This window comes from Streptomyces sp. NPDC058646, assembly GCF_042716875.1.
Lineage (GTDB): Bacteria > Actinomycetota > Actinomycetes > Streptomycetales > Streptomycetaceae > Streptomyces.
This window is the reverse complement of the sequence record NZ_JBHXRK010000006.1, coordinates 48,464-73,942: the sequence shown is the minus strand read 5'-3', so window position 1 is coordinate 73,942 and position 25,479 is coordinate 48,464. Positions and strand designations below refer to the sequence as shown.

Sequence of the window (25,479 nt, the reverse complement as noted above, 5' to 3'; positions counted from 1 at the left end):
ATCAGCCGTGCAGCCCGCACTCGGTCTTGCCCCGCCCGGCCCAGCGGCCGGCCCGGGCGTCCTCGCCCTCCTCGACCCGGCGGGTGCACGGGGCGCAGCCGACGGAGGCGTAACCGTCCATCAGCAGGGGGTTGGTGAGTACGCCGTGCTCGGCGACGTAGGCGTCCACGTCGTCCTGGGTCCAGCGGGCGATCGGCGACACCTTGACCTTCTGCCGCTTCTCGTCCCAGCCCACGACCGGGGTGTTCGCCCGGGTGGGGGACTCGTCGCGGCGCAGGCCCGTCGCCCACGCCTCGTACGCGGTCAGGCCCTCTTCCAGCGGCTTGACCTTGCGCAGCGCGCAGCACAGGTCGGGGTCCCGGTCGTGCAGCTTCGGCCCGTACTCGGCGTCCTGTTCGGCGACGCTCCGGCGCGGGGTGAGCGTGATGACGTTGACGTCCATCACGGCCTCGACCGCGTCGCGGGTGCCGATGGTCTCCTCGAAGTGGTAGCCCGTGTCGAGGAAGACCACGTCCACGCCGGGAAGGACGCGCGAGGCGAGATGGGCGACCACCGCGTCCTCCATGGAGGAGGTCACGGCGAACTTCTTGCCGAAGGTCTCGGCCGCCCAGGTGAGGATCTCCAGTGCGGAGGCGTCCTCCAGGTCGCGGCCCGCCTGCTCGGCCAGTTCCCTGAGGTTCCTGGTCTCCTGAACCGTCGTCATATCTCGTCCCCTCCAGCGGCGTCGGACCGGACACCCCGGGACAGCAGCCCGAGGTACTTCAGCTGGAAGGCCCGGTTGCAGGCCCGGCATTCCCACGCGCCGTGACCGGTCTCGTTCGGAAACAGGTCCTCGTCGCCGCAGTACGGGCAGTGGAACGGTGCGGCGCGCTCGCTCACGACAGGCTCTTCTCGTCCGCGCGGGCGACCCACGCAGCGAACCGCTCGCCGTCCTCGCGCTGCTCCTCGTACTGCTTGACGACCCGCTCGACGTAGTCGGGCAGGTCCTCCGAGGTGACCTTGAGGCCGCGGACCTTGCGGCCGAAGCCGGCCTCCAGGCCGAGGGCGCCGCCCAGGTGGACCTGGTAGCCCTCCACCTGGTTGCCGTCGTCGTCCAGGACCAGCTGGCCCTTGAGACCGATGTCCGCCACCTGGATGCGGGCGCAGGCGTTCGGGCAGCCGTTGATGTTGATGGTCAGCGGCTCGGCGAAGTCCGGCAGGCGGCGCTCCAGCTCGTCGATCAGCGAGGCGCCGCGCGCCTTGGTCTCGACGATCGCCAGCTTGCAGAACTCGATGCCGGTGCAGGCCATGGTGCCGCGGCGGAACGGGGACGGCTGGACCCGCAGGTCCAGCGCCTCCAGCGAGGCGACCACCGAGTCGACCTGGTCGGCCTCGATGTCGAGCACGATCATCTTCTGCTCGGCGGTCGTGCGCAGGCGGCCGGAGCCGTGCTGCTCGGCCACGTCCGCGATCTTGGTCAGGGTGGCGCCGTCGACGCGGCCGACGCGCGGCGCGAAGCCGACGTAGAAGCGGCCGTCCTGCTGCTGGTGGACGCCCACGTGGTCGCGCCACCGGCCGGAGGGCTGCTCGGGCGCGGGGCCGTCGGTGAGCTTGCGCTGGAGGTACTCGTCCTCCAGGACCTGGCGGAACTTGGCCGGGCCCCAGTCGGCGACGAGGAACTTCAGCCGGGCGCGGGTGCGCAGGCGGCGGTAGCCGTAGTCGCGGAAGATCGAGATGACGCCCTCGTAGACGTCCGGGACCTCGTCCAGCGAGACCCAGGTCCCCAGGCGCACGCCGAGCTTGGGGTTGGTGGAGAGGCCGCCGCCGACCCAGACGTCGAAGCCGGGGCCGTGCTCGGGGTGGGTCACGCCGACGAAGGCGACGTCGTTGATCTCGTGCGCCACGTCGAGCAGAGGCGAGCCGGAGACCGCGGACTTGAACTTGCGGGGCAGGTTCGAGAAGTCCGGGTTGCCGACGATGCGGCGGTAGATCTCGTCGATGGCGGGCGTGCCGTCGATGATCTCGTCCTGGGCGATGCCGGCGACGGGAGAGCCGAGGATGACGCGGGGGGTGTCACCGCAGGCCTCGGTCGTGGACAGGCCGACGGCCTCCAGGCGGCGCCAGATCTCCGGCACGTCCTCGATCCGGATCCAGTGGTACTGCACGTTCTGGCGGTCGGTGAGGTCGGCCGTGCCGCGCGCGAACTCCTCGGAGATCTCACCGATGACGCGCAGCTGCTCGGTGGTCAGCCGGCCGCCGTCGATGCGCACGCGCAGCATGAAGTACTTGTCGTCCAGCTCCTCCGGCTCCAGGATCGCGGTCTTGCCGCCGTCGATCCCGGGCTTGCGCTGGGTGTAGAGGCCCCACCAGCGCATGCGGCCGCGCAGGTCGTTGGGGTCGATCGAGTCGAAACCCGCCTTGGAGTAGATCGTCTCAATGCGCGTCCGCACGTTGAGACCGTCGTCGTCCTTCTTGAACTGCTCGTTGCCGTTGAGGGGCGTGTGGTGTCCGACGGCCCACTGACCCTCACCGCGGTGACGGCCGGTCTTGCGGCGCACAGCGGCTGCGGGTGCGGCAGCGGGCGTTTCGGGGGTGGCGGCCATGACGGTACGTCCTTCTTCAACGGCTCAAGGCAGGGCAGGGGGAGCGGCGGCGGACCCCTGGTACTGCGGTGACCTGCGACGCTGCAGGCGGGTGCGGCTGAGTGCCGCCATGCTGCCGGTGGGCGCGGCGGATTCGGCCTCAGGGGGCTTGGGGGGTGTCTACGGCTGTGGCTGGTTCCGTCAGCAGGCCGGACACATGGCGCTGGACATGCGGCCGAGGTCGACGTGCCGCCGACTCACCAAGGCAATTCCAGCTCCATTCATGGCGGAAGCGTGTCATGTGCCGATTGGAGGAGTCCACTACTGTCCACTATGCGGACCAAGTCGTCCCGGATCGTGGGACTGCGTGACGGGGCTCACGCGTTTTGCGCACCCTCGCGGCTTCCGTCCCCGCTCCCCGCACGGCGGCGAGGCCGGGTGCAGCGGACGGCGCACCTGCGGTTTGCGGCCCGCCGGCCCGCCGGCCCCTCCCCGGCGGGCCGGGGCCCGCTCGCGAGGGCTACGCGCCGGGCCAGGGGCCGGGCGTCGGGGTCTCCTCCTTGGGTTCCGTCTCCGTCTTGAAGAGCTTGAACCCGCGCCGCAGGTAGTTGTCCATCGCCGTCGGCCCGTCCAGGCTGCACGTGTGGAGCCAGACGCGGCGGGTCGGCTCCCGGTCCGGCCAGCGGTCCGCGAGGGACCAGGCGCGTGCGACGCCCACCGACAGCAGGTGCCCGCCGATGCGGCGGCCCCGGAAGTCCGGGAGGAGGCCGAAGTACATGATCTCCACCACACCGTCGTCCTGCGGGTCGAGTTCCACGTATCCCGCCGGGGTGCCCCGGTCGTAGGCGACCCAGGTCTCCACGCCCGGCCGGTCCAGCTGCTCCATCCACTGCGCGCGGCTCAGCGACAGCCGGTCCGTCCAGTGGATGTCGCCGCCCACCGAGGCGTACAGGAATCGGCTGAACTCGGGGGAGGGGACCTCGGCGCGGACGATCGTGACCTCCGGTCCCGGGACGGTGGCCGGGACGAGGTCGGACGCGGAGGTCATCTCCAGGGACCAGGTGGTGAGGGTGATGGTGCTCATGCACGTCAGGGAACCATGCCGGGCCCCCGCAGGCCCAGGCGGGCCCTGACCACCGCCGGGGCCGTGGAGTGCGGGAGCAGCGCGGCCGGGTCCTGCGGGCGGATCAGCTCCACCTCCACGTCCTGCGCGAAGCGGTACGGGCGGTGGGTCAGGACCCCCGCGAGGTGGCGCCGTACCCGGGAGATCTCCGCGCGGACGGTCACCGTGCGGGTCGGGTCCCCGAACACCTCCGCCGAAAGCTCAGCCGCCGACCGCCCCCGCGGACTCTCCGCGAGCAGGAACAGGAGCTCCGCATGGCGCGGGCTCAGCTCCTGCGACCAGCTCCCGGCGGCCCCGTGCACCGTCGCCGACCAGGAGCCCGGCCGGCTGAGGTCCAGGACGAAGCGGGTCACGGCCGCGTCCTTGCGGTCCTCCGCGATCCGCAGCAGCCAGCCGCCGGGCAGCGGCTCCACCACGCAGTCCCCGAGCTGCGGCACCCACACCCGGCCCGGCCCGAAGCCCTTCGGCAGCGGCACGCGGTCCGTCGGGGCCAGCCCCGTCACCGCCGCCGTCCACCCCTGGGGGTCGACGGCCAGGGCCCGTCCCGGCAGCCGCGCCAGCAGCGGGGCGGCCACCGCCCGCAGCCGCTCCAGCGACTCCAGGTGCCGCACCCGCAGCTCGCGCTCCGCGAGCCGGGCCACCGAGCTGACCCAGGCCAGCGTCGCCGGATGCATGGTGGCGAGCGGCCCGCTGACATCGACGACGCCCAGCAACCGCCCGTCCCGGGGATCCCGTACGGGCGCCCCCGCACAGGTCCAGTCGTGGTGGCTGGAGACGAAGTGCTCCGCCGAGAACACCTGCACCGGCCGCCGCGCCACCAGGGCCGTGCCCACCCCGTTCGTGCCGACCACGGCCTCGTCCCAGTCCGCCCCCACCGAGAAGCCGAGCCGGTCCGCCTTGCGCAGGATGGAACGGTGGCCCTCCCGCCACAGCAGCCGCCCCTCCGCGTCGGCGACGACCATGATGTGCAGGGCCTCGTCCAGCGCCGGCAGCAGCCCCTCCCGCAGGACCGGCAGGACCTCGCGCAGCGGTGACACGTGCCGCCGCTCCTCGGTCTCCGCCGCCGACAGCATGCGCGAGCGGGCGTCCCGGTCCGGGTGCACCCCGCCGGCCAGCATCCGGCGCCAGGACTCGGCGATCTCCGGACGCGGGGCGGCCGGCGGCCGGTCCCCGGCCAGGGCGGCCGCCCGGACCCCCTTGAGCAGACGCGCGGCGTCCCGTGCGTCCATGGCCGAGAGGCGAGCCACATCGACCATGCTGCCAGCGGTGTCGGCCACCGGAACCTCCCCGTGCGAACAGGACGTACGACCGGGGCCGCCCGCGCGGTCCCGGAGACGCCGTTCGACCGCCACCCCCGGCGGGCGGCCGTCGACTCAAAGGTTGCAACGGTATGCAACTCTCGCCAAGTCCCGGTCGCCCGACCGAAACTGTCCGGACGCCGCACGGCGGCGTGGCAGCTCCTCCTCGGGGCTTCTCGGATCAGGGGTGGTGCCGAGTCGGCGCGGCGCCACTCCTGCTCCAGGTCAACGGGCCCGGATCCCGGCCCCGAGCGGTTTGGGGACCGCCCGGGGAGCACCCGGACGAGTTCTACGGGGCGTCCGGGACCGGGATCCGCGCCCGTTCCACGACCGCCCCCAGACCGAGGCTGTGCGGCAGCGTGCCGAAGGCCGCACCCCAGTCGCCCCCGAGCCGCGAGGCGCAGAAGGCGTCCGCGACCTCGGACGGGGCCCACCGCACCAGCAGCGACCCCTGCAGCACCAGCGTCATGCGCTCCACGACGCGGCGCGCCCGGGCCTCGATGCCCTCCAGGTCGGCGAGCTCCGTCAGCAGGTGCTTGATGGCCGAATCCAGCCGGTGGTCGGCGCCCCGGGCCTGGCCGACCTCCTGCAGGAAGGCGCCCAGCGCCTGCGGCTCGCGCTGCAGGGCGCGCAGTACGTCCAGCGCCTGCACATTGCCCGAGCCCTCCCAGATCGAGTTCAGCGGGGACTCGCGCAGCAGTCTCGGCATCCCCGACTCCTCGACGTAGCCGTTGCCGCCCAGACACTCCAGGGCCTCGGCGACCATCGGCGTACACCGTTTGGTCACCCAGTACTTCGCCGCGGGCACCGCGAGGCGCAGGAAGGCCTTCTCCTGCTCCGTGCCCGCGTCCTGGGCGGCCGCCAGACGCAGCGCCAGGGTGGTGGCCGCCTCCGATTCCAGGGCCAGGTCGGCGAGCACGTTGCGCATCAGCGGCTGGTCGATGAGCGGTGCTCCGAAAGCCGAGCGGTGCTCCGCATGGTGGACCGCCTGGGTCAGCGCCTGCCGCATCAGGGCGGACGATCCGATCACGCAGTCCACGCGGGTCGCCGCGACCATCTCGATGATGGTCCGCACCCCCCGGCCCTCCTCGCCGACCCGGCGCGCCCACGTCCCGTCGAACTCCACCTCGCTCGACGCGTTCGACTTGTTGCCCAGCTTGTCCTTCAGCCGCTGGATCGCGAAGACGTTGCGGGTGCCGTCCGGCAGCACCCGCGGCACCAGGAAGCAGGTCAGCCCTCCCGGCGCCTGCGCCAGCACCAGGAACCCGTCGCTCATCGGCGCCGAGCAGAACCACTTGTGCCCGGTCAGCAGGTACTCGCCGTCCGCGTCCAGCGGCACCGCGGCCGTCGTGTTCGCCCGGACGTCGCTGCCGCCCTGCTTCTCCGTCATCCCCATGCCGAAGAGGACACCGGCCTTCTGCGCAGCCGGCCGCAGCCCCTCCTCGTACACGTGCGAGGTGAGCCGCGGCTCCCATTCCGCGGCCAGCGCCGGATCGGTGCGCAGCGCGGGCACGGCGGCGTGCGTCATCGAGACCGGGCAGCCGTGCCCCGCCTCGGCCTGCGACCACACGAAGAAACCGGCGGCCCGGCGCAGGTGCCCGGCCGGCCGCCCCCAGGCGTCGGTGAGCCCGCTGGTCACGGCGTGCCCGAGCAGCCGGTGCCAGGCCGGGTGGAACTCCACCTCGTCGATCCGGTTGCCGTACCGGTCGTGCGTCCGCAGTTCGGGCGGACACCCGTTCGCCTGCGTACCCCATTCCTGGGCCTGCGCGGAGCCCGCGGCGAGCCCGAGGCCGGTCAGTTCCTCCCGTACCTCGGCGAGGAGTTCGGGCTCCGCCTGGGCGAGATGCCGCTCCACGCCCTCGCTCAGGGCCCGGTCGCCGCCGTAGACGTCGTGGCCCACGAGAGGCGGAGGCTGATTGCTGACTGTGTGGGTGGTGGCTGCCATGCGGATACCGTAAGGACGTGCAGCCAGCAAAAGAAACACCCGAGTGGATCCCCGGGCGGCTCCATCGGGCCCGCGCCCTCTATCGCAACGTATCGAAGCGGAAGATGGCCTGGCTGCTGCTGAAGGACACCGTCAACTCGTGCATCGAGTACCGCATCCTCGGGCTCGCGGCCGAGGCGGCCTTCTTCACGCTGCTCTCGCTGCCCCCGCTCTTCCTCGGCCTGCTCGGCCTGCTGGGCTACGTGGACGGCTGGACGGACACCCAGACCGTCGCCAGCATCGAGGAGAACATCCTGCGTGCGGTCGGCACGGTCCTCTCCGACCGCGGCGTCAACGAGATCGCCCGCCCCCTGCTGGACGACGTGACCGGCCGCGGACGCCCGGACCTGATCTCCCTCGGCTTCGCCTTCGCCCTGTGGTCGGGGTCCCGGGCGGTGAACGTCTTCATCGACACCATCACCGTGATGTACGGGCTCGACGGGCACCGCGGGATCGTCAAGACCCGGCTGCTGGCCTTCCTGCTGTACGTGATCGCCCTGCTGATCGGCGCGATCGTGCTGCCGCTGATGGTGGTGGGGCCGGATGCGGTGGTACGGCTGGTGCCCTGGGGCACGGAAGTGATCGCGGTGCTGTACTGGCCGACCGTCACCCTGCTGTCCATCGCCTTCCTGACCACGCTCTACCACGTGTCCGTACCCGTGCGCTCACCGTGGATCGAGGACGTGCCGGGCGCGCTGATCGCCCTCGCCATGTGGGTGCTCGGCTCGTTCGTGCTGCGCATCTACCTGACCAACACCGTGGAGGGGCCGACGATCTACGGCTCCCTGGCCGCCCCCGTGGCGGTCCTGCTGTGGATCGGGATCTCGGCCTTCGCGGTGCTCGTCGGCGCGGCCGTCAACGCCGCCATCGACCGCGTCTGGCCCTCCGTGGCCACGGCGGCGGCGCGCGAGGCGAACGAGCGGGCCCGTGAGGCGGAGGCCGCGCAGCTGATCGCGCGGGCCGCCGCATGGCGGGCGATGGCGGAGGGCGAGTCGGAGGACGACGAGGACGACGACATGCCGTCGGAGTTCCCCGAGCGCTGGTCCAGGTTCCTCCCGCCCGAGGACTACTCCTCCCGCCTGCGCAAGCACTGAACCCGTCGCTCAGCCCCTGGACCGCGTCACGAGCCCGCCGCCGACGGCCGACAGCCGTGTCCACGCCCGGCTCCTCGGCCGGCGCCCTGGCCGCACCGCCCCCACCGGCGGTGCCGCGGCGGGTTCCGGCGGTCTTCGCCCCCAGCCGGTTCCGGCCGCCGGAGGTACGGGACCGGCCCTTAGCCTGGAGGGATGTACGAGGAAAGGCCGTCGTCAGCCGTACCCGGCGCCGTGCTCTGGCGAGCCGGGGGCGGCGGCGGGGTCGTGCTGCCCGACGGGTGCATGGACCTGCTGTGGGTCGAGGGGCGGCTGCTGGTCGCCGGCCCCGACACCGGGCCGCATCCCGCCGGCGAGGTCCCGGGCGCGGCCTTCAGCGGTGTCCGCCTCGCACCAGGCGTCGCGCCCGCGCTGCTCCGCGTACCGGCCCACCTGCTGCGGGACCGGCGCGTCGAGCTGGCCGACCTCTGGCCGGCCGGGGAGGTGCGCCGCCTCGCCGGACGGGTGGCGGCGTACGGGGACCCCCGCACGGGACTGGAGGCGCTGGCCGCCCGCCGCGCCGCAGACACCGGGCCGCCGGACCGGCTGCCTGCCGAGGTCGTGGCCCGGCTGGAGGCGGGGGAGGGCGTGGCCGGGATCGCCGCGGCGGTCGGGCTCGGCGAGCGACAGCTGCGCCGGCGCTCACTGGACGCCTTCGGCTACGGGGCGCGGACGCTCGGCCGGATCCTGAGGCTGCGCCGGGCCCTGGCGCTGGCCCGGTCCGGGACGCCGTACGCCGAGGTCGCCGCCCGCACCGGGTACGCCGACCAGGCGCACCTGGCGCGCGAGGTCCGCTCGCTGGCGGGGACCACGCTCGGGGCCTACGCGGCGCCCCCGGCCGGGGCGAAGAGGGAGACCTCCCAGCCGTCGGGGTCGAGGAGCACGGCGTAGCGCTGCCCCCAGAAGGCGTCCCAGGGCTTCAGGTGCCCGGGGTGCCCGGCCTCGGTCAGCTCGGCGTACAGCGCGTCCACCTCGGCGGGCGAGTCGCACAGGAACGCCAGCCCGAGGCGGCCGCCGTCGCCGGCGGGTGGTGTGAAGGACGGGTCGAAGGAACGGATGGTCTCCTCCGTGTCCCAGGAGACCCGCAGCCCGCCGGGCAGGGTGGCCTCCACGTGCGGCTGGTCGTCGGACCCGGCCGGCACGTCCAGCCCGAGGCGGCGGTAGAACGCGAGGGAGGCGGCCATGTCGGAGACGACGAGGCCGATCACGTCGAGTCGGGGAGTCATGGGCTCAGGCTAGGCACGCCCCGGCGCCGGCGTCTTGAAGGAAACGGACATCCGCCGGCGGACGAAGGCCTCCTCCGTGCGCGCCGTCCGCCGCGGCCTCCGGGCCTCCGCGACCGAGGAGTTCCTGACGCCTGGCGCCCGGCGCCCGGCGACGCCCGGCACCGTCCTGCGAGGCGGGCCGATCACCGAGGGGCAGAAGTCCACAGGCCGGGCTCCGACTTCATCGAAAAAAGAAGTGGCGTCCACGCGAAGAGGCTTGTTACGGTGGGTCCGTTCCCGCCGACCGGTGGGGAACCACCAGCACGTGCATGACCCGGAGGTGAGTTCGTTGATGACTGTCGTCGCGCAGGGCGCTGCCCGCACTCAGAAGACCATCGATGTCACTTCCGTGGTCTCCGGCTGACCTCACACTCTTCCACGCGCCGCTGAGCCGGCGTCCGGACGGCCGGGGCCACCCTGTGAAGGGTTCCCCTTGTCTTTCTCCGCTTTCCCGCAGGCCTCCTCCTCGCACGCCCTCACCCCCTTCGGGTGGGACGACGCATGGGCGGCCGAGTTCGCCCCGTACGCCGCGCAGGGTCTCCTGCCCGGCCGGGTCGTACGCGTCGACCGCGGCCAGTGCGACGTGATGACCGCCGACGGCATCGTCCGCGCCGACACCGCCTTCGTCACCCCGCACGACCCGCTCCGGGTCATCTGCACCGGGGACTGGGCCGCCGTCGAGGCGGCCGGCAGCCCCCGGTACGTCAAGGCGTACCTGCCGCGCCGGACCGCCTTCGTGCGGTCCACCTCCTCGCAGCGCTCCGAGGGGCAGATCCTCGCCGCCAACGTCGACCACGCGATCATCGCCGTCTCCCTCGCCCTCGAACTGGACCTGGGACGCATCGAGCGCTTCCTGGCCCTGGCGTGGGAGTCGGGGGCGCAGCCGCTGGTCGTCCTCACCAAGGCCGACCTGGTCCCGGACCCGGCGACGCTCGCCCACCTCGTCCAGGACGTGGAGAACACCGCTCCGGGCGTCCAGGTGCTCACCGTCTCCTCCCTGACCGGGGAGGGCACGGACGTCCTCGGCGCCGTCGTCGGCGACGGTACCAGCGTGCTCCTCGGCATCTCCGGCGCCGGCAAGTCCACGCTGGCCAACGCGCTCCTCGGTGAGGAGGTCATGGAGGTCCAGGAGGCCCGCGAGGTCGACGGCAAGGGCCGCCACACGACGACCACGCGCAACCTGCTCGCCCTGCCGGGCGGCGGCGTACTCATCGACACGCCCGGACTGCGCGGCGTGGGCCTGTGGGACGCCGAGACCGGCGTGGGCCAGGTCTTCTCGGAGATCGAGGAGTACGCGGCGCAGTGCCGCTTCCACGACTGCGCGCACGTCGCGGAGCCGGGGTGCGCGGTGCTGGCCGCCGTGGACTCCGGGGAGCTGGCGGAACGCCGCCTGGAGAGCTACCGCAAGCTGCTCCGGGAGAACCAGCGCATCGTGGCGAAGACGGACGCACGGGTGCGGTCGGAGATCCGCCGGGACTGGCGCCTGAAGTCGGCGGAAGGCCGCGCCAACTACGCGGCGAAGCGCACCGGCCGAGCCTGAGCCCTGCTGGACGCCGCGCGGACCGGGCCCGCACCCGGACGGGGCGGCCCGCCAGCCGCCCCGCACCCCGCGGAGGTGATGCCCCGCGGGGCATCACCCGGGCGGGCCCGCGGGGTGCGGGCCCGCCCGGACCCTCCCCGCGGGGCTGACCCGGCCGCCCGGCTACCGCCGTGGTGGACCGTTCCGCCCCGGCCGGTCGTGCCGGCTCCGCTGTGTGGCGCCGGGCCGGTGCTCCCGACCGGGCAGGGCAGGGCGGAGGCCCGGCGGGGCGCCGCCCGGTCCGGTCGGGCCGGGGGGTCGTCGGGGGCGGCTCCGGACGCCGGGGCCGGAGTCAGGCTCCGGCTGCTACCGCGCCCGCCCAGGCGCCGAGCACCAGCAGGCAGGCGAAAAGTTCCACCAGCACGCTCGTGCCCACCGCCCGCATCACCGCCCGCATCGAGGTCCAGGCCTCGCCGTGGGTGCCCAGGCGGAGGCGTTCGCACAGGTAGATGCCGCCCACGAAGCCCGGGACCGCGCCCAGCACGGGGATCAGCACGAAGCCCAGTACCGCCCCGGCGCCCGCGTACGCCGCCGTCCGGGGCGTGACCGCCACGCCCCGCAGCTGCCGGGGCGGCAGCTGCCACATCACGACCTGGACCACCAGCAGCAGGGCCGTCGCCGCGACGAGCAGGTACCACGCCAGCGCCGAGCGTTCGAGCAGCGTCCACCACATCAGCGCCGCCCACACCAGCCAGGTGCCCGGCACGCCCGGGACCAGCACCCCCAGCGCCCCGAGCAGCAACACCAGCCCCACCAGAAACAGCTGAGGCCCGTCCATCTGCTCAGCCTGACCGACCAGGGGCTATCGGGCCACCCAGCCCCGTTCGTACGCGTGCCAGCCCAGCTGGAGCCGCGTCGTCACCCCGGACAGCTCCATCAGGCCCTTGACCCGCCGCTGCACCGTCCGCAGCCCCAGCTCCAGGTGCTTGGCCACGCTGGCGTCCGTCATGCCCGCCAGGAGCAGGGAAAGGATCTCCAGATCCGTGGTGTCGGGGCTGCCCCCCGACACCTCCGCCGAGCCGGTCGAGCCCAGCCGCAGCGGCAGCGACTCCCGCCACACCGCCTCGAACAGGCCCATCAGCGACTCCAGCAGCCCCGACGCGTGCACCACCAGCGCCGACGGCTCCGCGCCGCGGGCCGTCAGCGGGACCATGGCGAGGGTCCGGTCCGCGATCACCAGCTTCGTGGGGACCTGCCCCGTCACCCGGACCCGTTCGCCGCGCGCCAGGGCGGTCGACGCCTCCCGGATCCCGCTCGGCAGGGCCAGTACCTCCCGCTCGATGACCACCCGGTACTCGACGCCCCGTACGGAGGCCCGCTCCTCGGCCTCGTTGTCGGTGCCCGTCACCACCTGCGGCCTTCCCGTGAACAGCGCGCACACCTCCTCCGCCGCGCCCATCTGGAGCTGGTGGAACCGGTGGGCCACCGCCCTCGCGCCCTGCACCACCTCCACCAGGTCGTGCACGGCGGGCTCGGCCGCCTCCGCCCGGTACTCCTCGGCCAGCAGCTTCGCCGCCAGCTCCGCCTGCTCCAGCTCGTGCCGCTGCCGGGTGAGCAGGGCGCCGAGCGCCACTCCCGGCGGGGCCGCCACCCAGCGTCCCGGCCGGGCCGAGGACTGCGCCGCGAGGCCCTGCCGCTCCAGGTGCCGCAGCGCCCGTTCGGTCTGCGGCTCCGGCAGGGCCAGACGGTGGGCGAGGTCCGGCACCTCCGCCGCTCCCAGCGCCACCAGCGCGCGGTAGGCGGACTCCTGGCCCTCGTCCAGGCCTATCGCGTTCAGCAACCCGTCCACCCCGCTCCCAGTACTCCCGCCCACCACCCGCTGGCGGGAAGCGGCCACGGCGCAAACCCGCCGCGGACATCATCGCCGCACCACCCGCCGCTCTGCCAAGGTCATGCCACCGCAGCACCAACATCCGCCGGTCGGAAGCCACTCAGGCGGCGGCTTTGCCGTGCAATGCAGTGGTTGGCCGGAATCCACCTGGGGAGAGCGATGCGCCCGATACCGCGTACGGCGCCGGGAGCGGTCACCGCGGCCGTCCTGGCCGTCACCGCCGCGGGACCGTCCACGGCACAGCCGAGCGACGGAAGGCCGGGCAGCAGACCCCTCGTCGGGAGCGGGGAGGCCGCGCAGCGGCCCAGGGCCCCGTCACCGTGCCCCTGGTCACCGGCGACCGGATCCTTCTCTCCACCGACGCGGCCGGCCGCACCGCAGCCACCGCCCTGCCGCGCGCGGACGGCTCCCAGCCGCTCGTGCAGACCCGCCGGTCCGGCAAGGACCTGTACGTCTGCCCCGAGGGCGCGGTCGAGGCCCTCGCCACGGGCAGGGCCGACGAGGGCTCTTCAACGTCACCGGCCTCGTCCGGCAGGGCTACGACGACGCGCACGCCAAGAAGCTGCCGCTGATCGCGGTCTACGACGGATCCGTGGACGTGGCGCGCAGCGCCCCGCCCGCACCGCGCGGAGCCGAGCGTTCCCTGGTCCCGAACTCCCTCGGCGGTGTCGCGCTCGCCGCGGACAAGCGGCAGGCCGCCGCCTTCTGGGCCGACGTCACCGGTACGGACGCCCGCGCCCGCTCCGTGTCCGGCGGGCGGCTGAAGAAGCTGTGGCTGGACGGCAAGGTCCGGGCGAACCTGGAGCATTCCACGCAGCAGGGCGACAGCAGCCACTTCGCGCAGCCCGGCTCCTTCGGGGACATCGGCAACCCGCAGCTCAAGCGCGACGGCGAGGTCGTCGGCGAGAGCGGGTACCCGTTCGGGGTCTTCGAGGTCCCGGCCGAGGAGGGCCGGTACGAACTGACCCAGCACATCGAGGAGATCGGCCCGCCGGCCCGCACCTGGCAGCGGTCCACCCAGGTGCGGACGGGCTGGGGCTTCACCTCGAAGCGCGATGCCTCGGCGTACTGCGGCGCCGCTGGACGGACTGAAGACCGTACCGGCCGCCGACGGGCAGACCGTCGGGCTCGGCGTCACCGGTCACGCCGGCTACGCCCCCGGCGCGCTGAAGTCCGCGAAGCTGTCGTACTCCTACGAGGGCGAACACCGGACGGCGGCGGAGGTGAGCGAGCGCGGCGGTGCCCGGACCGCGACCGTGCACCACGCCCGCGCCTCCGGCCAGCCGGTTTCGCTGCAGGTCGAGCTGACCGACGCGAACGGCGCCTCCGTCACCCAGACGGTCGCGCGGGCGTACGACGTCCGCCAGACCGTACGGGTGGAACGGGGAGGGTCCACCGGGCGGCGGCCCGGTGGACCCTTTTCGTGCGTTCCGCGTTCTCCGCCCCTGCCGGAGGCCGACAATGAGGGCATGAGTCAGCAGGGCGCGGACGACTGGTGGCAGAAGCTCTACGAGGACCCGGACGCGGGACCGGAGCCGGATCCGGGGGACACCCTGGACCACCGGTTCCGTTCGGCCGCGGTCCTGGTGACGGACCCGCAGGCGCGGGCGGAGGTGCCCGAGCCGGGAACGGACACCGAGCCGCAGGCCGGGAGCCCGCCGGGGACGGTGGCGGCGGCGGCCCCGCCCGGCCCGCCGCCGGAACCCCCGCGTTCCCCCGGCGGGCTCCTCCCGGGCCCCCGCCGCTCCGCGCCGCCCCCTACCGGGCCGGGCGCCGCGGAAGCCCCGCGGGCGGACGTGCCTCCGGCCCCGGGCGGGCAGCCCCGGGCAGGGGCCGTGCCGCCCCCGCCGCCTGTCCTGCTCCCGGAGGCGGCCGTCCCGGCGCCCCCGGCCCCGCCATTCCCGGCCCCGGCACCTCAGCCACCTCAGCCACGCCCGGCCCCGGCGGCGCCCGCCCGGCCCGTGGCTCCGCCGCTCCCGCCGGGGGCAGTGCCGCCTCCGGCGGCCCGGACGCCCGCGGGGCCTATGCCATCTCCGGGGGCTTCCGCCCCGCCTCCGGCACCCCCTGCCCCGGCACCTTCGCCGCCCCCGCATGCCGCCGCCACGCCGCTGCCCCCGGCTCCGGCCGGGCCCCGGCCGCCGGTCCCACCACCCCCGGCGGCAGCGGCTCCGGTGTCCCCGCGGGAGGCCGTGCCGCCTGCCGCCCCGCCGCCCCCGCCTCGGGCGTTCCCGGCCGGGCGGCCGCTGCCCCCGCCCCGGGATCCGCGGGAGGGCGGGGTCACCGGGTACGCGCTCGGGGGTCTGGACGTGCCGCCGGTGCCGCCGCAGGAACTGCCCGCGCGGCGCGGGGAGGCGCCGCGCGAGGACACCGGCCCCGAGGCCGCCCCGGAACCGCCCCCCGCCCCCGCGCCGCCGCCCGCGGCCCCCGCGGCAGACCGGCCCGAGGTGCACCACCTCGGCGACCGCGCCCCCACCTACGCGCCCGAGCCGGGCGCGCTGCCCGCCGCCGACCCCGCCGCCCTCGACGCACTGACCCCCGACACCGTCCTGGAGGGGGCCCGCTACGGCACCTACACCCTGCGCGCCGCCTCCCTGCGCGGGGACTCGGCCCGCTTCCGCGGCGAGACCCGCCGGGACTTCCTGCTCACCGCCCGCTTCGGCGGCGGCGACGAAGCCCTGGTCCTCGTCGTCCTGGCCGGCGGGGACCGGGCCGCCCCCGGGGCCGCCGAGGCCGCCGCCGAGCTGTGCCGCACCGTCGCCGCGGCCGTCGGGCGCAGCCGGCAGCGGCTGACCGAGGACATCGGGGCCGGACGCCGCGACGCCCTGCGCTCCGGCCTCCAGCGGCTCACCGACCGGGGGTACGGGCGGCTGCGGGCCCGCGCCGCCGAGCTGGGGCTGGCGGAGGAGGAGTACACCGCGGGGCTGCGCGGGCTGCTGCTCCCGGTCGACCCCGCCTGCCGGACCCGGGTGTGCTTCGGTGCGGGCGCGGGCGGGCTGTTCCGGCTGCGGTCCGGGGCGTGGCAGGACCTGGAACCGGTCGAGGAGGCCGCGGGAAAGCCCGCCGAGAGCGGCTTCCGCTTCCGCGCTTCCGTGGCCCGGCCCGGCGACACCCTGCTGCTGTGCTCCGGCGGACTGGCCGAGCCGATGCGGGAGGAGGCGAGCCTGCCCGCGGAACTCGCGGCGCGCTGGTCCGAGCCGGAGCCGCCTGGCCTGGCCGCCTTCCTCGCGGACACCCAGCTCCGCCTCAAGGGGTACGCGGACGACCGCACGGCCGCCGCCGTCTGGGAGGCGTAAACGGCGTACACGTGGCTGGATGGGAGGCACACGCAACGGAGAACCGGACGGGACCGGACCGGCGACCGGGAAGGACTCAGCCCCTCATGGCCAAGCAGAACGTGGCGGAGCAGTTCGTCGACATCCTCGTGCGCGCAGGCGTGCGCCGGATGTACGGAGTCGTCGGCGACAGCCTCAACCCCGTCGTGGACGCGATCCGCCGGACGGACGACATCGAGTGGATCCAGGTCCGCCACGAGGAGACGGCGGCCTTCGCGGCGGGCGCGGAGGCCCAGATCACGGGACGGCTCGCGGCCTGCGCGGGCTCCTGCGGCCCGGGGAACCTGCACCTGATCAACGGCCTGTACGACGCGCACCGCTCGATGGCCCCGGTCCTCGCGCTCGCCTCCCACATCCCCTCCTCGGAGATCGGCCTCGGCTACTTCCAGGAGACCCACCCCGACCGGCTGTTCAGCGAGTGCAGCCACTACAGCGAACTGATCTCCAACCCCCGGCAGATGCCCCGCGTGCTCCAGAGCGCCATCCAGCACGCGATCGGACGCAGCGGCGTCGGCGTGGTCGCCCTGCCCGGAGACATCGCCGCCGAGCCGGCGCCGGAGAAGACGGTGGAGCACGCCCTCGTCACCGCCCGGCCCTCGGTGCGGCCCGGCGACGGCGAGATCGAGAAGCTGGTCCGCCTCGTCGACGAGGCGGAGCGGGTCACCCTCTTCTGCGGCAGCGGCACCGCCGGGGCGCACGCCGAGGTCATGGAGTTCGCGGGCCGGGTGAAGGCCCCGGTCGGGCACGCGCTGCGCGGCAAGGAATGGATCCAGTACGACAATCCGTACGACGTCGGCATGAGCGGCCTGCTCGGCTACGGCGCCGCCTACGAGGCCACCCACGAGTGCGACCTCCTCATCCTCCTCGGCACGGACTTCCCCTACAACGCCTTCCTCCCCGACGACGTGAAGATCGTCCAGGTGGACATCCGGCCCGAACACCTCGGGCGCCGCTCCCAGCTGGACCTCGCCGTCTGGGGCGACGCACGGGAGACCCTGCGGGCCCTGAACGCCCGCGTGAAGGTCAAGACGGACCGGCGCTTCCTGGACCGGATGCTCAAGAAGCACGCGGACGCCCTGGAGGGGGTGGTGAAGGCGTACACGCGCAAGGTCGAGAAGCACACGCCGATCCACCCCGAGTACGTGGCCTCCGTCCTCGACGAACTCGCCGACGAGGACGCCGTGTTCACCGTCGACACGGGCATGTGCAATGTGTGGGCGGCGCGCTATCTTTCCCCGAACGGCAAACGCCGCATCATCGGCTCCTTCAGCCACGGCTCCATGGCCAACGCACTCCCGCAGGCCATCGGCGCACAGTTCACCGACCGCAGCCGTCAAGTGGTGTCGATGTCGGGTGACGGCGGATTCTCGATGCTGATGGGAGATTTCCTCACCCTGGTGCAGTACGACCTGCCCGTCAAAGTGGTCCTGTTCAACAACTCCTCCCTCGGAATGGTCGAGTTGGAGATGCTGGTTTCCGGCCTCCCGTCGTACGGCACGGCGAACACCAACCCCGACTTCGCGGCGATCGCCCGCGCGGCAGGCGCCTACGGGGTCCGCGTGGAGAAGCCCAAGCAGCTCACCGGGGCTCTGAAGGATGCGTTCCGGCACCGGGGACCCGCTCTGGTGGACGTGGTCACCGACCCCAACGCCTTGTCCATTCCGCCGAGGATCAACGCCGAAATGGTGACCGGATTCGCACTTTCGGCCAGCAAGATCGTGTTGAACGGGGGTGTGGGCCGGATGATCCAGATGGCTCGATCCAACCTCCGCAACGTGCCACGCCCCTGAGCCCGGAGGAGTGCGGACCGGCTCGGGGGGCATGCATCCCGTAGAGCTGTTCGAGAGCAATGACACGGGGGAGGGGCATCGCCGTGCGGGTGGGGGCGAAGACCGGGAAGCAGTGGAAGAGAGGCAGGCCCGTACCGCGTGAACCGTCCGCCGGTGCGGACGGGGGGACGGCGGACATGCTGCGGATCAGCCGGAGCGTGCGCCGGGCGGACCTGAAAGCGGTGGGTGACGTCCGCAGAGCCTTGAGGGAGTTGATGCGCCACCGGTGCGAGGGCGACACCGCGGACGTGGCGGAGCTGTTGATCACCGAACTCGTGACCAACGCCCTCGTCCACACCGACCGGGGGGCCGAGGTGTCCGCGACCCTCGCCGCCGCCCGGCTGCGGGTGGAGGTCCGGGACTACGCCGCCGGCCGGCCCCGGCCGTACGTACCGACCGCCGACGACGGTACGCACGGACGGGGCCTGATGCTGGTGGAGACGCTCGCCGACACCTGGGGCGTGGACGCACTGGCGCCCGGCAGCGGAAAAGTGGTGTGGTTCGAACTGGACGGAAGGCCCGCCTGAACGGGCGGGCCCGCGCGTCGCGGTCAGCCGAACTGCTGCTCCAGATCCTTCAGTTTGCGCTCCAGTGAGTCGAGTCGGGGAATGGTCTGGGTGTCGTCCTCGGCGGTGAGGTCCACCGTCCGGGGACCGGTCACGGCCAGGTCAGCGGATTCGGTTCCACTGACGGCCTGGAGCGAGGGCCGGCGGCGCAGGGGTGGCAGGAGTCCTGGTTCCGCTATGGCCGGCTCCGCGCCGACCGGCGCGGAGCCCGATCCGGGGGCCAGCCCCGGCATGTCGCCCTCGCGGGCGCGTGCCCGCCCGAACGCCCTGTTCTGCCGGCCCAGCGCCCGGATGTGGGCGCGGTCCAGGCGGTGCTGTTCCCGCCTGCGGTGCCGGTCCGCCTCCTTCTCCTTCTTGTCCTCGCGCACCTCGTCCACGGCCTCGTCGAGGGTGCGTACGCCCTCCAGCAGCATGAGCGACCACGCGCCGAAGGTCTCCCGGGGGGCCCGCAGCCAGCGGACCATCCGGATCTGGGGCAACGGCCGCGGGATCAGGCCCTGTTCGCGCAGCGCCGCCCGGCGGGTCTGCTTGAGGGCGCGGTCGAAGAGCACGGCCGCCGAGAGCGACATCCCGGCGAAGAACTGCGGCGCGCCGTCGTGGCCGAGCCCCCTGGGCGCGTGCACCCAGTTGAACCAGGCGGCCGCGCCCGCGAACAGCCAGACCAGCATGCGCGAGCCCAGGGCCGCGTCGCCGTGGCTGGCCTCGCGGACGGCGAGCACCGAGCAGAACATGGCGGCGCCGTCGAGGCCGAAGGGGACCAGGTACTCCCAGCCCCCGGACAGGCTCAGGTTCTGCCGGCCGAAGCCGACGAGCCCGTGGAAGGAGAGGGCTGCGGCGACCGCCGCGCAGCAGAACAGCAGGACGTACGAGGCGGTCCCGTAGACGGCCTCCTTGCGCCTGCGGCGCTCCTCGCTGCGCTCCCAGCTGTCCTCGGCCGCGGCCTTCTCGCTCTCGCGCTTGCCCCGGGCCAGTACCGCAACTGCCGCAAGCACGCCCAGGATCAGCAGGCTGCCGGGCAGCAGCCAGTCCAGCGATATGTCGGTCAGTCTCATGCGGATGTCCCTTGCCTCGCGTATGCGGCGTTCCGGGCGCCATAGTGGCGCAGCCGGTCCGCCGTGCACGCGGGTTTCGGGGCAAGTGGACGCCATCGGGGGGCGCGGCCCGCCGGATAGGGTGTTGTAGGTCGAACGGGCGCCCGTGCAGGACGAGTTGCGTTCGATTACGGTCACCCGTGCGGGTGGGTTCAGGCGGTGGCGGCCGCGGTGAGGCGGGCCACGCGCTCCGCGTCGCAGGTCCGGGGGCAGGTGTCGCAGGCGTCGTCCGGGCGGATCGTGTAGAAGAAGCAGCAGCTGGCCCGGTCCCGGGTGGTCAGTTCCCCGCCGTCGGGACCCGTGAGCGTACGGAACCCCGCGCCTCCGGTGTACGGGGCCGTGGAGCCCGGCAGCAGCGCCGCCAGTTCGGCCATGACCCGCTGCTCCTCGCCGAGCAGCTGGCCGAGGTACCAGAGGCCCTCGACGACGTCGTCGGTCACCATGCCCCACAGGGCCCGGCGGCCGCGCCGCATCCGCGGGCCGAAACCTTTCAGCAGTGGTTCGAGGTGCTGGGCCACCGCGACCCGCACCTCGGCGCGCAGCGCCTCCTCGTCCGGTACGACCCGGGCGCCGGGGAGGGCGGCCGCCGGGTCGTGCGGCAGGCAGGCGAACTCCTCGACGTGCACGCTCATCCGGCCCAGGGTCCGGTGGTAGGCCACCTGGGTGACGGGGAGCCGGGGGACCCGCCGCAGCAGCAGCCAGGGCAGGGTGATCAACAGGCAGGCCGGCCACGCGTACCGGTGCAGGCCGAAGCTCGCGGCCACGTCGGGTCGGGCCTGGGTCCCGTAGTCCCTCAGCACCTGGGCGTCGTCCCAGGCGAGGAAGGCGTCGAGGGCGGGCCCGCCCGCGGCGAGCTCGTCCGCGCCGGTCCACCCCGCACCGCGAGGGGCTTGTTCGTGCGCGGCTCGCTCGATGACCCGCAGTCCGCCGTAGACCCCGGTCAGGCGGGCGTACGCCTCCGCCACCGGAGAGCCGGCCGGGGCGGAAGGGGCGTCCAAAGCAGGGGATACGACAGTGACGGCCATGGAAGGACCACCGAATCGTGCGATCGTTAACAGGTTAGCCTTACCTTACCCGATCCGGGTGAGGCCGTATCCTCGGGGCAGGCCGACACCCTTGGAGGAGGACCGAGTGCACGACACGGCCCGAGCCCGGGTGCCGGAACAGGGGCGGAAGGTGTTGCGCCATTCGGTGCGCGGGCAGGTCCTCGACGCCCTGCGCGCGGCGCTGATCGAAGGCGAGCTGGCGCCGGGGGAGATCTACTCCGGCCCCGCGCTGGGCGAGCGGTTCGGTGTCTCGGCGACCCCCGTGCGCGAGGCGATGCAGCAGCTGGCCCTGGAAGGGGCGGTGGAATGCCTGCCCAACCGGGGGTTCCGCGTGGTGTCCCGGACGCCGGGGGAGCTGGCCGAGCTGGCCGAGGTACGGGCCCTGCTGGAGGTCCCCGTCATGCTGCGGCTGGCCCGCACCGTGCCCGCGGCCGCCTGGGCCGAGCTGCGGCCCGCCGCCGTCGCCACGGCCGAGGCCGCTGCCGCGGGGGACCTGCCGGGCTATGCGGAGGCGGACCGGGCCTTCCACCGCCAGGTGCTCGCGCTGGCGGGCAACGACCAGCTGGTCCAGGTCGCGGAGGAGCTCCACCGGCGGGCGCAGTGGCCCCTGCCGGGTGCTCCGCGGGTGCGACGGGCCGATCTCGTCGCCGATGCGGCGGAGCACGCCGCTCTGCTGGAGGCGCTGGCCGCGCGGGACCTCCCCGTGATCGAGACCCTGGTCCGCGAACACTTCGCCGGCTCCACCACCGCCTGACCCCGTGCCCCTGCGCGGGCCGTCTGCCGGGGCTCCGCCCCGGGCCCCGCGCCTCAAGCGCCGGCGGGGCTGAGTTTGGCTGAGCCGGGTCTCCCTCGTGGGCGGGGCTACGGCTGGGCCGGGTTGCCCCCGCGCGGGCTGTCTGCCGGGGCTCCTCCCCGGGCCCCGCGCCTCAAGCGCCGGCGGGGCTGAGTTTGGCTTCGCTCGCCCTTCGGCGCCGGGCGGGGACGCGTTTGCGTCCCGCGCCGCCACATCCAGCCCCGCCGGCGTTCGAGGCGCGGGCGCGGAGCGCCGTGGGGTCATGCCGCAGGTGACGGCGCGGGGGGTGCGGACGGCTGGAGTTGGTCCGCCAGCCAGGTGGGGATGCCGCCCAGGAGGTGGAACAGGCGGCGGGCCTCCGCGCGGAGGCGGGCGGCTTCCGGTTCCGGTTCGGCCTCGGCCAGCGCGGCCAGCGCGGGGGCCGTGCCGACCAGGAAGCCGAGCTCCTCGCGGATCCGCAGGGACTCGGCGAAGCCCTTGCGGGCTTCGGCCACTTCACCGTCCCGCAGCGCCAGCGCGGCCAGGTGCCGCCAGGTGAACGACAGCAGCAGGGTGTCCCCGTGCGCCAGCGCCCCCGCATGGGCCCGGCGGTACGCGGGCCGCGCAGACTGCGGGGCGTCCGCCAGGTGCTCGGCCACCAGCCCCCGCCGGAAGTCCAGCAGCGGCCGGGTCCGGGACCCGGGGGACAGCAGGGCCGCCGCCCGGCCCAGCGCCGACCGGGCCTCGTCGGCCCGGTCCCGCACACCGAGCACGGTCGCGGCGTACGCCAGCTGGCCCCGCTCGCACGCGGCCGCCCCCCGGTCGTCGTCGTCCTGCGCCACCGCCTCCGCGATCCGCAGCGCGTCCTCCGCCTCGGACCAGCCCTGGCCGGTGAACAGGCACCGCTCGACCAGCAGCGCGGTCCGCTGCACGGCCGCCCCGGCGTTGGCGGCGTGTGGCGTCAGCAGCGCCGCGGCGTCGGTCCAACAGCCGCGCGAACGCAGCCGCCATATCGCCCGCTGGAGGGGATCTTCTCCCCCGGTAGATCCGGCACCGGACATGGCGGTGTCCGCCACATTGCCCTCCCCAAAGCAATCAAGCCGCACATCATTGGGCCCTGGGGCGAAATGAGAGCACGGATCGGCGGCTCCGGCCAAGGGGTCGGGTGAACTCTTTCACAAAGTCCGGACGGATCATCAGCCGCCCCCGGGCCGGGCGGGACGGCAGCCGGGCGGATCTGCTCAGCTCATCCGCAGTGCGAGGAAGAAGTCGAGCTTGTCCTCCAGCCGGGACAGGTCCCGGGACGTCAACTGCTCGATTCGACCGACGCGGTACCGCAGCGTGTTGACGTGCAGGTGCAGCCGGGTCGCACAGCGGGTCCAGGAGCCGTCGCAGTCCAGGAAGGCCTCCAGGGTCGGGATGAGCTCCGCCCGGTGGCGCCGGTCGTAGTCCCGCAGCGGGTCCAGCAGCCGGGCCGTGAAGGCGCGGCGCACGTCGTCCGGCACGAACGGCAGCAGCAGCACGTGCGACGCCAGCTCGTGGTGGCCGGCGGCGCAGACCCGGCCCGGGCGGGCCGCGGCGACCCGGCGGGCGTGCCGGGCCTCCTCCAGCGCCCCGCGCAGCCCCTCCGCCGAGTGCACGGCCGCGCTGACGCCCAGGGTGAGCCGGCCGTCGTCGGCCAGACCGGCCGCCAGGGGGTCCCGTACGGACGTCAGGAGCACGTCGGCGTGGAGAGCCGCGTCCGGGCCCTTGTCCTCCCCGGCCTCCCCGGAGAGCGCGGGCAGCGGCACGAGGGCGATGGCCTCGTCACCCGCATGGGCCACCGCGATCCGGTCCGAGGGCTCGGGCCCCGGGACGGACGGGTCGACGAGGATCTCCTCCAGCAGCGACTGGGCCACCGGACCGCCCGGGATGTCCCCGTTGTCCCAGTCCACCCGGGCCACGACGACCTGCCAGTGCGGTGCGGCGCCCAGCCCGGGCAGCAGCACCGGGGCGGCCACCCGCAGGCGGGCGGCGATCTCGGCGGGCGGCGCGCCCGTCTGGACCAGTTCCAGGATCTCCTGGGCCAGGCGGCGGCGTACCGTGCGGGCCGCGTCGCGCCGGTCGCGCTCCACGGCGATCAGCTGGGTCACGCCCTGGAGCAGGTCCAGGCGCTCGGCGGGCCAGTCGCCCGCGTCCGCCTCGACCGCCAGCAGCCAGTCCGACAGCACGCTCTCGCGCACGTCCCGGGTGACCGTGCCGGCGGCGCCCCGGCCGTGTCCTCTGATCGGGAACAGGGAGTAGGTAATACCCTGGATGGAGATCCGGTGCGGCCCCCTGCGGCCGGTCCGGACCGCCGCGAGGTGCTCGCTCGCCAGGGCTGCGCACGCGCCCGGCGCCAGCGGCTCGCCCGCCCCGGCGATCTGCCGGCCCGTGGGGGACAGCACCCAGGCCCGGAGGTCGAGGTCGGTGGTGAGCAGATCCAGCACCACGTCGGGGCCGCCGCCGGCCGGGCCCGAGGTCATCAGGCGACGGTGGCGGTCCACGACCGCCGCCAGGTCACCGGCGCGCTCGCCGGAGACCTGCCGCACCACGTACTCGGTGATCGTGGCGAATGCAACGTCTTCGTTCACAGCGAACAACGGCAGCCGGTTGCGCACACAGGCCGATACCAGATCGTCCGGGATCGCCCCCAGCTCCGCCTCGCCCGCGGCGAGCCCCGCGACCCCCGCGCTCGCGAGGATTCGTACGAACGGCTCGGAGTCGGCTGAATTTCTACGCCAGGCCAGGCCAGTGAGGACGAGTTCGCCCCCGGACAGGTACCGGCTGGGATCACGCAGGTCGGTCGTCATGACCCCGCGGACGGTCCGGTCGAGTTCTTCCTCGCCGCCGAGCAGCCGCAGCCCCAGCGCCTCGGTTTCCAGCAGTGCGCGCAGCCGCATGATGTCGCCGCCGATCTGTCTCGAATGTTGCCGTTGGAAATCGGGCAGGTCGTCGCATCCTGCCTTTCATACGAATCTACAAGACGAGGGAGGTCGCCAGCCAACTCCTTCATGGTTTCGGTGACTGCACCCGGGGGACAGGCGGCCGGTGTACTGAGTCCACACCGCGTTAACAGCACGTGAACGACCAGTCGAGGGTCCTTAGGCCTCCTGGCTTGAAGTGAACGACCCGATGAAGAAGAAGAGAGCCGTACATGGACTTCCTTCGCCCCGCCAGCTGGGAGGAGGCGCTCGCCGCTAAGGCCGAGTTCCCCACAGCTGTGCCGATTGCGGGTGGCACCGATGTGATGGTCGAGATCAACTTCGACCACCGTCGGCCGGAGTACCTCCTGGACCTGAACCGCATCGGTCTCCTGCGGGAGTGGGAGGTCGGTGAGGACGTGGTGCGCCTGGGCGCCTCCGTCCCGTACACCCAGATCATGGAGAACCTCCGCACGGAGCTTCCGGGACTCGCGCTCGCCTCGCACACGGTCGCGTCCCCCCAGATCCGTAACCGCGGCGGCGTCGGCGGCAACCTCGGTTGCGCCTCGCCGGCCGGTGACTCCCACCCGGCGCTGCTCGCAGCGGGCGCCGAGGTCGAGGTGGAGTCCGTACGCGGCTCCCGCCTGATCCCGATCGACGAGTTCTACACCGGCGTCAAGCGCAACGCGCTGGCCGCCGACGAGCTCATCAAGACCGTCCACATCAAGAAGGCCGACGGTCCGCAGCAGTACTCCAAGGTCGGATCCCGCAACGCGATGGTCATCGCGGTCTGCGCCTTCGGTCTGGCGCTGCACCCGGAGACCCGTACGGTCCGCACCGGAATCGGTTCGGCCGCGCCGACCCCGATCCGGGCGAAGGCCGCGGAGGAGTTCCTGAACGCCGCGCTCGAAGAGGGCGGCTTCTGGGAGTCCGGCAAGGTCATCACCCCGTCGATCGCCAAGCAGTTCGGTGACCTCGCCTCCGGCGCGGCCAACCCGATCGACGACGTCCGCGGCACGGCGAAGTACCGCCGTCACGCGGTCGGCATCATGGCTCGCCGCCAGCTGGTCTGGACGTGGGAGCAGTACCGCGGTACCGGCAACGGCCGCTCGCTTGAAGGGGCTGCGTAA

General features: G+C 73.8%; 24 protein-coding genes. 9 read left to right on the top strand and 15 right to left on the bottom strand.

What is annotated here, in order from left to right; all coding sequences use genetic code 11:
• Window position 1 precedes the first annotated feature (1 nt).
• The 7 genes from ACFWUZ_RS09590 to ACFWUZ_RS09560 form a co-directional block, all read right to left on the bottom strand.
• The gene (locus ACFWUZ_RS09590; RefSeq protein ID WP_384369836.1) at window positions 2-703 is read right to left on the bottom strand and encodes a phosphoadenylyl-sulfate reductase; all 702 of its coding nucleotides are present in this window, start codon (window positions 701-703) and stop codon (window positions 2-4) included.
• Window positions 700-879 carry a hypothetical protein gene (locus tag ACFWUZ_RS09585; protein ID WP_384369834.1) on the bottom strand — a complete coding sequence of 60 codons (180 nt, stop codon included), beginning with the start codon at window positions 877-879 and terminating at the stop codon, window positions 700-702. Before ACFWUZ_RS09585 ends, ACFWUZ_RS09590 begins: the two co-directional genes overlap by 4 nt.
• Entirely contained in the window at window positions 876-2,582 is a 1,707-nt protein-coding gene (locus ACFWUZ_RS09580; protein ID WP_384369831.1) for a nitrite/sulfite reductase, read from the bottom strand. The genes ACFWUZ_RS09585 and ACFWUZ_RS09580 overlap by 4 nt, the downstream gene beginning before the upstream one ends.
• 180 nt (window positions 2,583-2,762) lie before the next feature.
• A complete protein-coding gene (locus ACFWUZ_RS09575; protein ID WP_323181889.1) occupies window positions 2,763-2,846 on the bottom strand; it encodes a putative leader peptide in 84 nt (27 codons plus the stop codon).
• 235 nt (window positions 2,847-3,081) lie between these two features.
• On the bottom strand, window positions 3,082-3,645 hold the full coding sequence (locus ACFWUZ_RS09570) for a GNAT family N-acetyltransferase (protein ID WP_384369828.1): 564 nt from the start codon (window positions 3,643-3,645) through the stop codon (window positions 3,082-3,084).
• A gap of 5 nt (window positions 3,646-3,650) precedes the next feature.
• Window positions 3,651-4,940: a GAF domain-containing protein gene (locus ACFWUZ_RS09565; RefSeq protein WP_384370307.1), complete on the bottom strand. Its 1,290-nt coding sequence runs from the start codon at window positions 4,938-4,940 to the stop codon at window positions 3,651-3,653.
• Window positions 4,941-5,271: 331 nt separating this feature from the next.
• Entirely contained in the window at window positions 5,272-6,927 is a 1,656-nt protein-coding gene (locus tag ACFWUZ_RS09560; RefSeq protein WP_384369825.1) for an acyl-CoA dehydrogenase family protein, read from the bottom strand.
• 17 nt (window positions 6,928-6,944) lie between these two features.
• On the opposite strand from ACFWUZ_RS09560, the gene ACFWUZ_RS09555 reads away from it, so the two are divergent.
• Window positions 6,945-8,060 carry a YihY/virulence factor BrkB family protein gene (locus ACFWUZ_RS09555; protein WP_384369822.1) on the top strand — a complete coding sequence of 372 codons (1,116 nt, stop codon included), beginning with the start codon at window positions 6,945-6,947 and terminating at the stop codon, window positions 8,058-8,060.
• A 192-nt stretch (window positions 8,061-8,252) separates the two neighbouring features.
• On the top strand, window positions 8,253-8,987 hold the full coding sequence (locus ACFWUZ_RS09550; protein WP_384369819.1) for a helix-turn-helix domain-containing protein: 735 nt from the start codon (window positions 8,253-8,255) through the stop codon (window positions 8,985-8,987).
• Here ACFWUZ_RS09550 and ACFWUZ_RS09545 read toward each other — a convergent pair.
• Window positions 8,918-9,322 (bottom strand): VOC family protein, encoded by a 405-nt coding sequence (locus ACFWUZ_RS09545; protein ID WP_384369816.1) that lies wholly within the window; start codon window positions 9,320-9,322, stop codon window positions 8,918-8,920. The two genes, ACFWUZ_RS09550 and ACFWUZ_RS09545, sit on opposite strands and share 70 nt — an antisense overlap.
• A gap of 472 nt (window positions 9,323-9,794) precedes the next feature.
• Here ACFWUZ_RS09545 and rsgA point away from each other — a divergent pair, with 472 nt between their 5' ends.
• A complete protein-coding gene (gene rsgA / locus ACFWUZ_RS09540) occupies window positions 9,795-10,901 on the top strand; it encodes a ribosome small subunit-dependent GTPase A (RefSeq protein ID WP_384369813.1) in 1,107 nt (368 codons plus the stop codon).
• 331 nt (window positions 10,902-11,232) lie between these two features.
• Here rsgA and ACFWUZ_RS09535 read toward each other — a convergent pair whose 3' ends face one another.
• On the bottom strand, window positions 11,233-11,718 hold the full coding sequence (locus tag ACFWUZ_RS09535) for a DUF456 domain-containing protein (RefSeq protein WP_384369810.1): 486 nt from the start codon (window positions 11,716-11,718) through the stop codon (window positions 11,233-11,235).
• A gap of 24 nt (window positions 11,719-11,742) precedes the next feature.
• Window positions 11,743-12,720 carry a helix-turn-helix domain-containing protein gene (locus ACFWUZ_RS09530; protein ID WP_384369807.1) on the bottom strand — a complete coding sequence of 326 codons (978 nt, stop codon included), beginning with the start codon at window positions 12,718-12,720 and terminating at the stop codon, window positions 11,743-11,745.
• A gap of 371 nt (window positions 12,721-13,091) precedes the next feature.
• Here ACFWUZ_RS09530 and ACFWUZ_RS09525 point away from each other — a divergent pair, with 371 nt between their 5' ends.
• Window positions 13,092-13,343, top strand: a complete 252-nt coding sequence (locus ACFWUZ_RS09525) for a hypothetical protein (RefSeq protein WP_384369804.1) — start codon at window positions 13,092-13,094, stop codon at window positions 13,341-13,343.
• 7 nt (window positions 13,344-13,350) lie between these two features.
• Here the strand turns inward: ACFWUZ_RS09525 and ACFWUZ_RS09520 are convergent, their stop codons facing one another.
• Window positions 13,351-13,815, bottom strand: coding sequence for a hypothetical protein (locus ACFWUZ_RS09520; RefSeq protein ID WP_384369801.1), 465 nt, complete (start codon window positions 13,813-13,815; stop codon window positions 13,351-13,353).
• An 11-nt stretch (window positions 13,816-13,826) separates the two neighbouring features.
• On the opposite strand from ACFWUZ_RS09520, the gene ACFWUZ_RS09515 reads away from it, so the two are divergent.
• From ACFWUZ_RS09515 to ACFWUZ_RS09505, 3 genes are all read left to right on the top strand, one after another.
• Entirely contained in the window at window positions 13,827-16,064 is a 2,238-nt protein-coding gene (locus ACFWUZ_RS09515; RefSeq protein WP_384369798.1) for a protein phosphatase 2C domain-containing protein, read from the top strand.
• An 86-nt stretch (window positions 16,065-16,150) separates the two neighbouring features.
• Window positions 16,151-17,893, top strand: a complete 1,743-nt coding sequence (locus ACFWUZ_RS09510) for a pyruvate dehydrogenase (RefSeq protein WP_384369795.1) — start codon at window positions 16,151-16,153, stop codon at window positions 17,891-17,893.
• Window positions 17,894-18,069: 176 nt separating this feature from the next.
• Complete coding sequence (locus ACFWUZ_RS09505) at window positions 18,070-18,459, top strand: ATP-binding protein (RefSeq protein ID WP_384369792.1); 390 nt, start codon at window positions 18,070-18,072, stop codon at window positions 18,457-18,459.
• Window positions 18,460-18,482: 23 nt separating this feature from the next.
• Here the strand turns inward: ACFWUZ_RS09505 and ACFWUZ_RS09500 are convergent, their stop codons facing one another.
• Both ACFWUZ_RS09500 and ACFWUZ_RS09495 read right to left on the bottom strand, forming a co-directional pair.
• Window positions 18,483-19,550 carry a DUF2637 domain-containing protein gene (locus ACFWUZ_RS09500; RefSeq protein WP_384369789.1) on the bottom strand — a complete coding sequence of 356 codons (1,068 nt, stop codon included), beginning with the start codon at window positions 19,548-19,550 and terminating at the stop codon, window positions 18,483-18,485.
• A 191-nt stretch (window positions 19,551-19,741) separates the two neighbouring features.
• Window positions 19,742-20,614: a (2Fe-2S)-binding protein gene (locus tag ACFWUZ_RS09495; protein ID WP_384369786.1), complete on the bottom strand. Its 873-nt coding sequence runs from the start codon at window positions 20,612-20,614 to the stop codon at window positions 19,742-19,744.
• On the opposite strand from ACFWUZ_RS09495, the gene ACFWUZ_RS09490 reads away from it, so the two are divergent.
• A complete protein-coding gene (locus ACFWUZ_RS09490; RefSeq protein ID WP_384369783.1) occupies window positions 20,613-21,389 on the top strand; it encodes a GntR family transcriptional regulator in 777 nt (258 codons plus the stop codon). The genes ACFWUZ_RS09495 and ACFWUZ_RS09490 overlap by 2 nt on opposite strands.
• A 299-nt stretch (window positions 21,390-21,688) precedes the next feature.
• On the opposite strand, the gene ACFWUZ_RS09485 is transcribed toward ACFWUZ_RS09490, so the two are convergent.
• Window positions 21,689-22,483, bottom strand: coding sequence for a hypothetical protein (locus ACFWUZ_RS09485; RefSeq protein ID WP_384369780.1), 795 nt, complete (start codon window positions 22,481-22,483; stop codon window positions 21,689-21,691).
• A gap of 165 nt (window positions 22,484-22,648) precedes the next feature.
• On the bottom strand, window positions 22,649-24,328 hold the full coding sequence (locus ACFWUZ_RS09480) for a PucR family transcriptional regulator (RefSeq protein ID WP_384369777.1): 1,680 nt from the start codon (window positions 24,326-24,328) through the stop codon (window positions 22,649-22,651).
• Window positions 24,329-24,582: 254 nt separating this feature from the next.
• On the opposite strand from ACFWUZ_RS09480, the gene ACFWUZ_RS09475 reads away from it, so the two are divergent.
• Window positions 24,583-25,479, top strand: a complete 897-nt coding sequence (locus ACFWUZ_RS09475; protein WP_031151493.1) for a xanthine dehydrogenase family protein subunit M — start codon at window positions 24,583-24,585, stop codon at window positions 25,477-25,479.

What these genes read in the sequence shown, in the direction of transcription:
- ACFWUZ_RS09560 (WP_384369825.1), bottom strand. Translation starts at nt 6,927, where the DNA reads ATGGCAGCCACCACCCACACAGTCAGCAATCAGCCTCCGCCTCTCGTG.
- ACFWUZ_RS09475 (WP_031151493.1), top strand. Translation starts at nt 24,583, where the DNA reads ATGGACTTCCTTCGCCCCGCCAGCTGGGAGGAGGCGCTCGCCGCTAAG.
- ACFWUZ_RS09480 (WP_384369777.1), bottom strand. Translation starts at nt 24,328, where the DNA reads ATGCGGCTGCGCGCACTGCTGGAAACCGAGGCGCTGGGGCTGCGGCTG.
- ACFWUZ_RS09575 (WP_323181889.1), bottom strand. Translation starts at nt 2,846, where the DNA reads ATGAATGGAGCTGGAATTGCCTTGGTGAGTCGGCGGCACGTCGACCTC.
- ACFWUZ_RS09490 (WP_384369783.1), top strand. Translation starts at nt 20,613, where the DNA reads ATGGAAGGACCACCGAATCGTGCGATCGTTAACAGGTTAGCCTTACCT.
- ACFWUZ_RS09545 (WP_384369816.1), bottom strand. Translation starts at nt 9,322, where the DNA reads ATGACTCCCCGACTCGACGTGATCGGCCTCGTCGTCTCCGACATGGCC.
- ACFWUZ_RS09495 (WP_384369786.1), bottom strand. Translation starts at nt 20,614, where the DNA reads ATGGCCGTCACTGTCGTATCCCCTGCTTTGGACGCCCCTTCCGCCCCG.
- ACFWUZ_RS09510 (WP_384369795.1), top strand. Translation starts at nt 16,151, where the DNA reads ATGGCCAAGCAGAACGTGGCGGAGCAGTTCGTCGACATCCTCGTGCGC.
- ACFWUZ_RS09590 (WP_384369836.1), bottom strand. Translation starts at nt 703, where the DNA reads ATGACGACGGTTCAGGAGACCAGGAACCTCAGGGAACTGGCCGAGCAG.
- ACFWUZ_RS09505 (WP_384369792.1), top strand. Translation starts at nt 18,070, where the DNA reads ATGCTGCGGATCAGCCGGAGCGTGCGCCGGGCGGACCTGAAAGCGGTG.
- ACFWUZ_RS09580 (WP_384369831.1), bottom strand. Translation starts at nt 2,582, where the DNA reads ATGGCCGCCACCCCCGAAACGCCCGCTGCCGCACCCGCAGCCGCTGTG.
- ACFWUZ_RS09565 (WP_384370307.1), bottom strand. Translation starts at nt 4,940, where the DNA reads ATGGTCGATGTGGCTCGCCTCTCGGCCATGGACGCACGGGACGCCGCG.
- ACFWUZ_RS09550 (WP_384369819.1), top strand. Translation starts at nt 8,253, where the DNA reads ATGTACGAGGAAAGGCCGTCGTCAGCCGTACCCGGCGCCGTGCTCTGG.
- ACFWUZ_RS09515 (WP_384369798.1), top strand. Translation starts at nt 13,827, where the DNA reads ATGCCTCGGCGTACTGCGGCGCCGCTGGACGGACTGAAGACCGTACCG.
- ACFWUZ_RS09535 (WP_384369810.1), bottom strand. Translation starts at nt 11,718, where the DNA reads ATGGACGGGCCTCAGCTGTTTCTGGTGGGGCTGGTGTTGCTGCTCGGG.
- ACFWUZ_RS09570 (WP_384369828.1), bottom strand. Translation starts at nt 3,645, where the DNA reads ATGAGCACCATCACCCTCACCACCTGGTCCCTGGAGATGACCTCCGCG.
- ACFWUZ_RS09500 (WP_384369789.1), bottom strand. Translation starts at nt 19,550, where the DNA reads ATGAGACTGACCGACATATCGCTGGACTGGCTGCTGCCCGGCAGCCTG.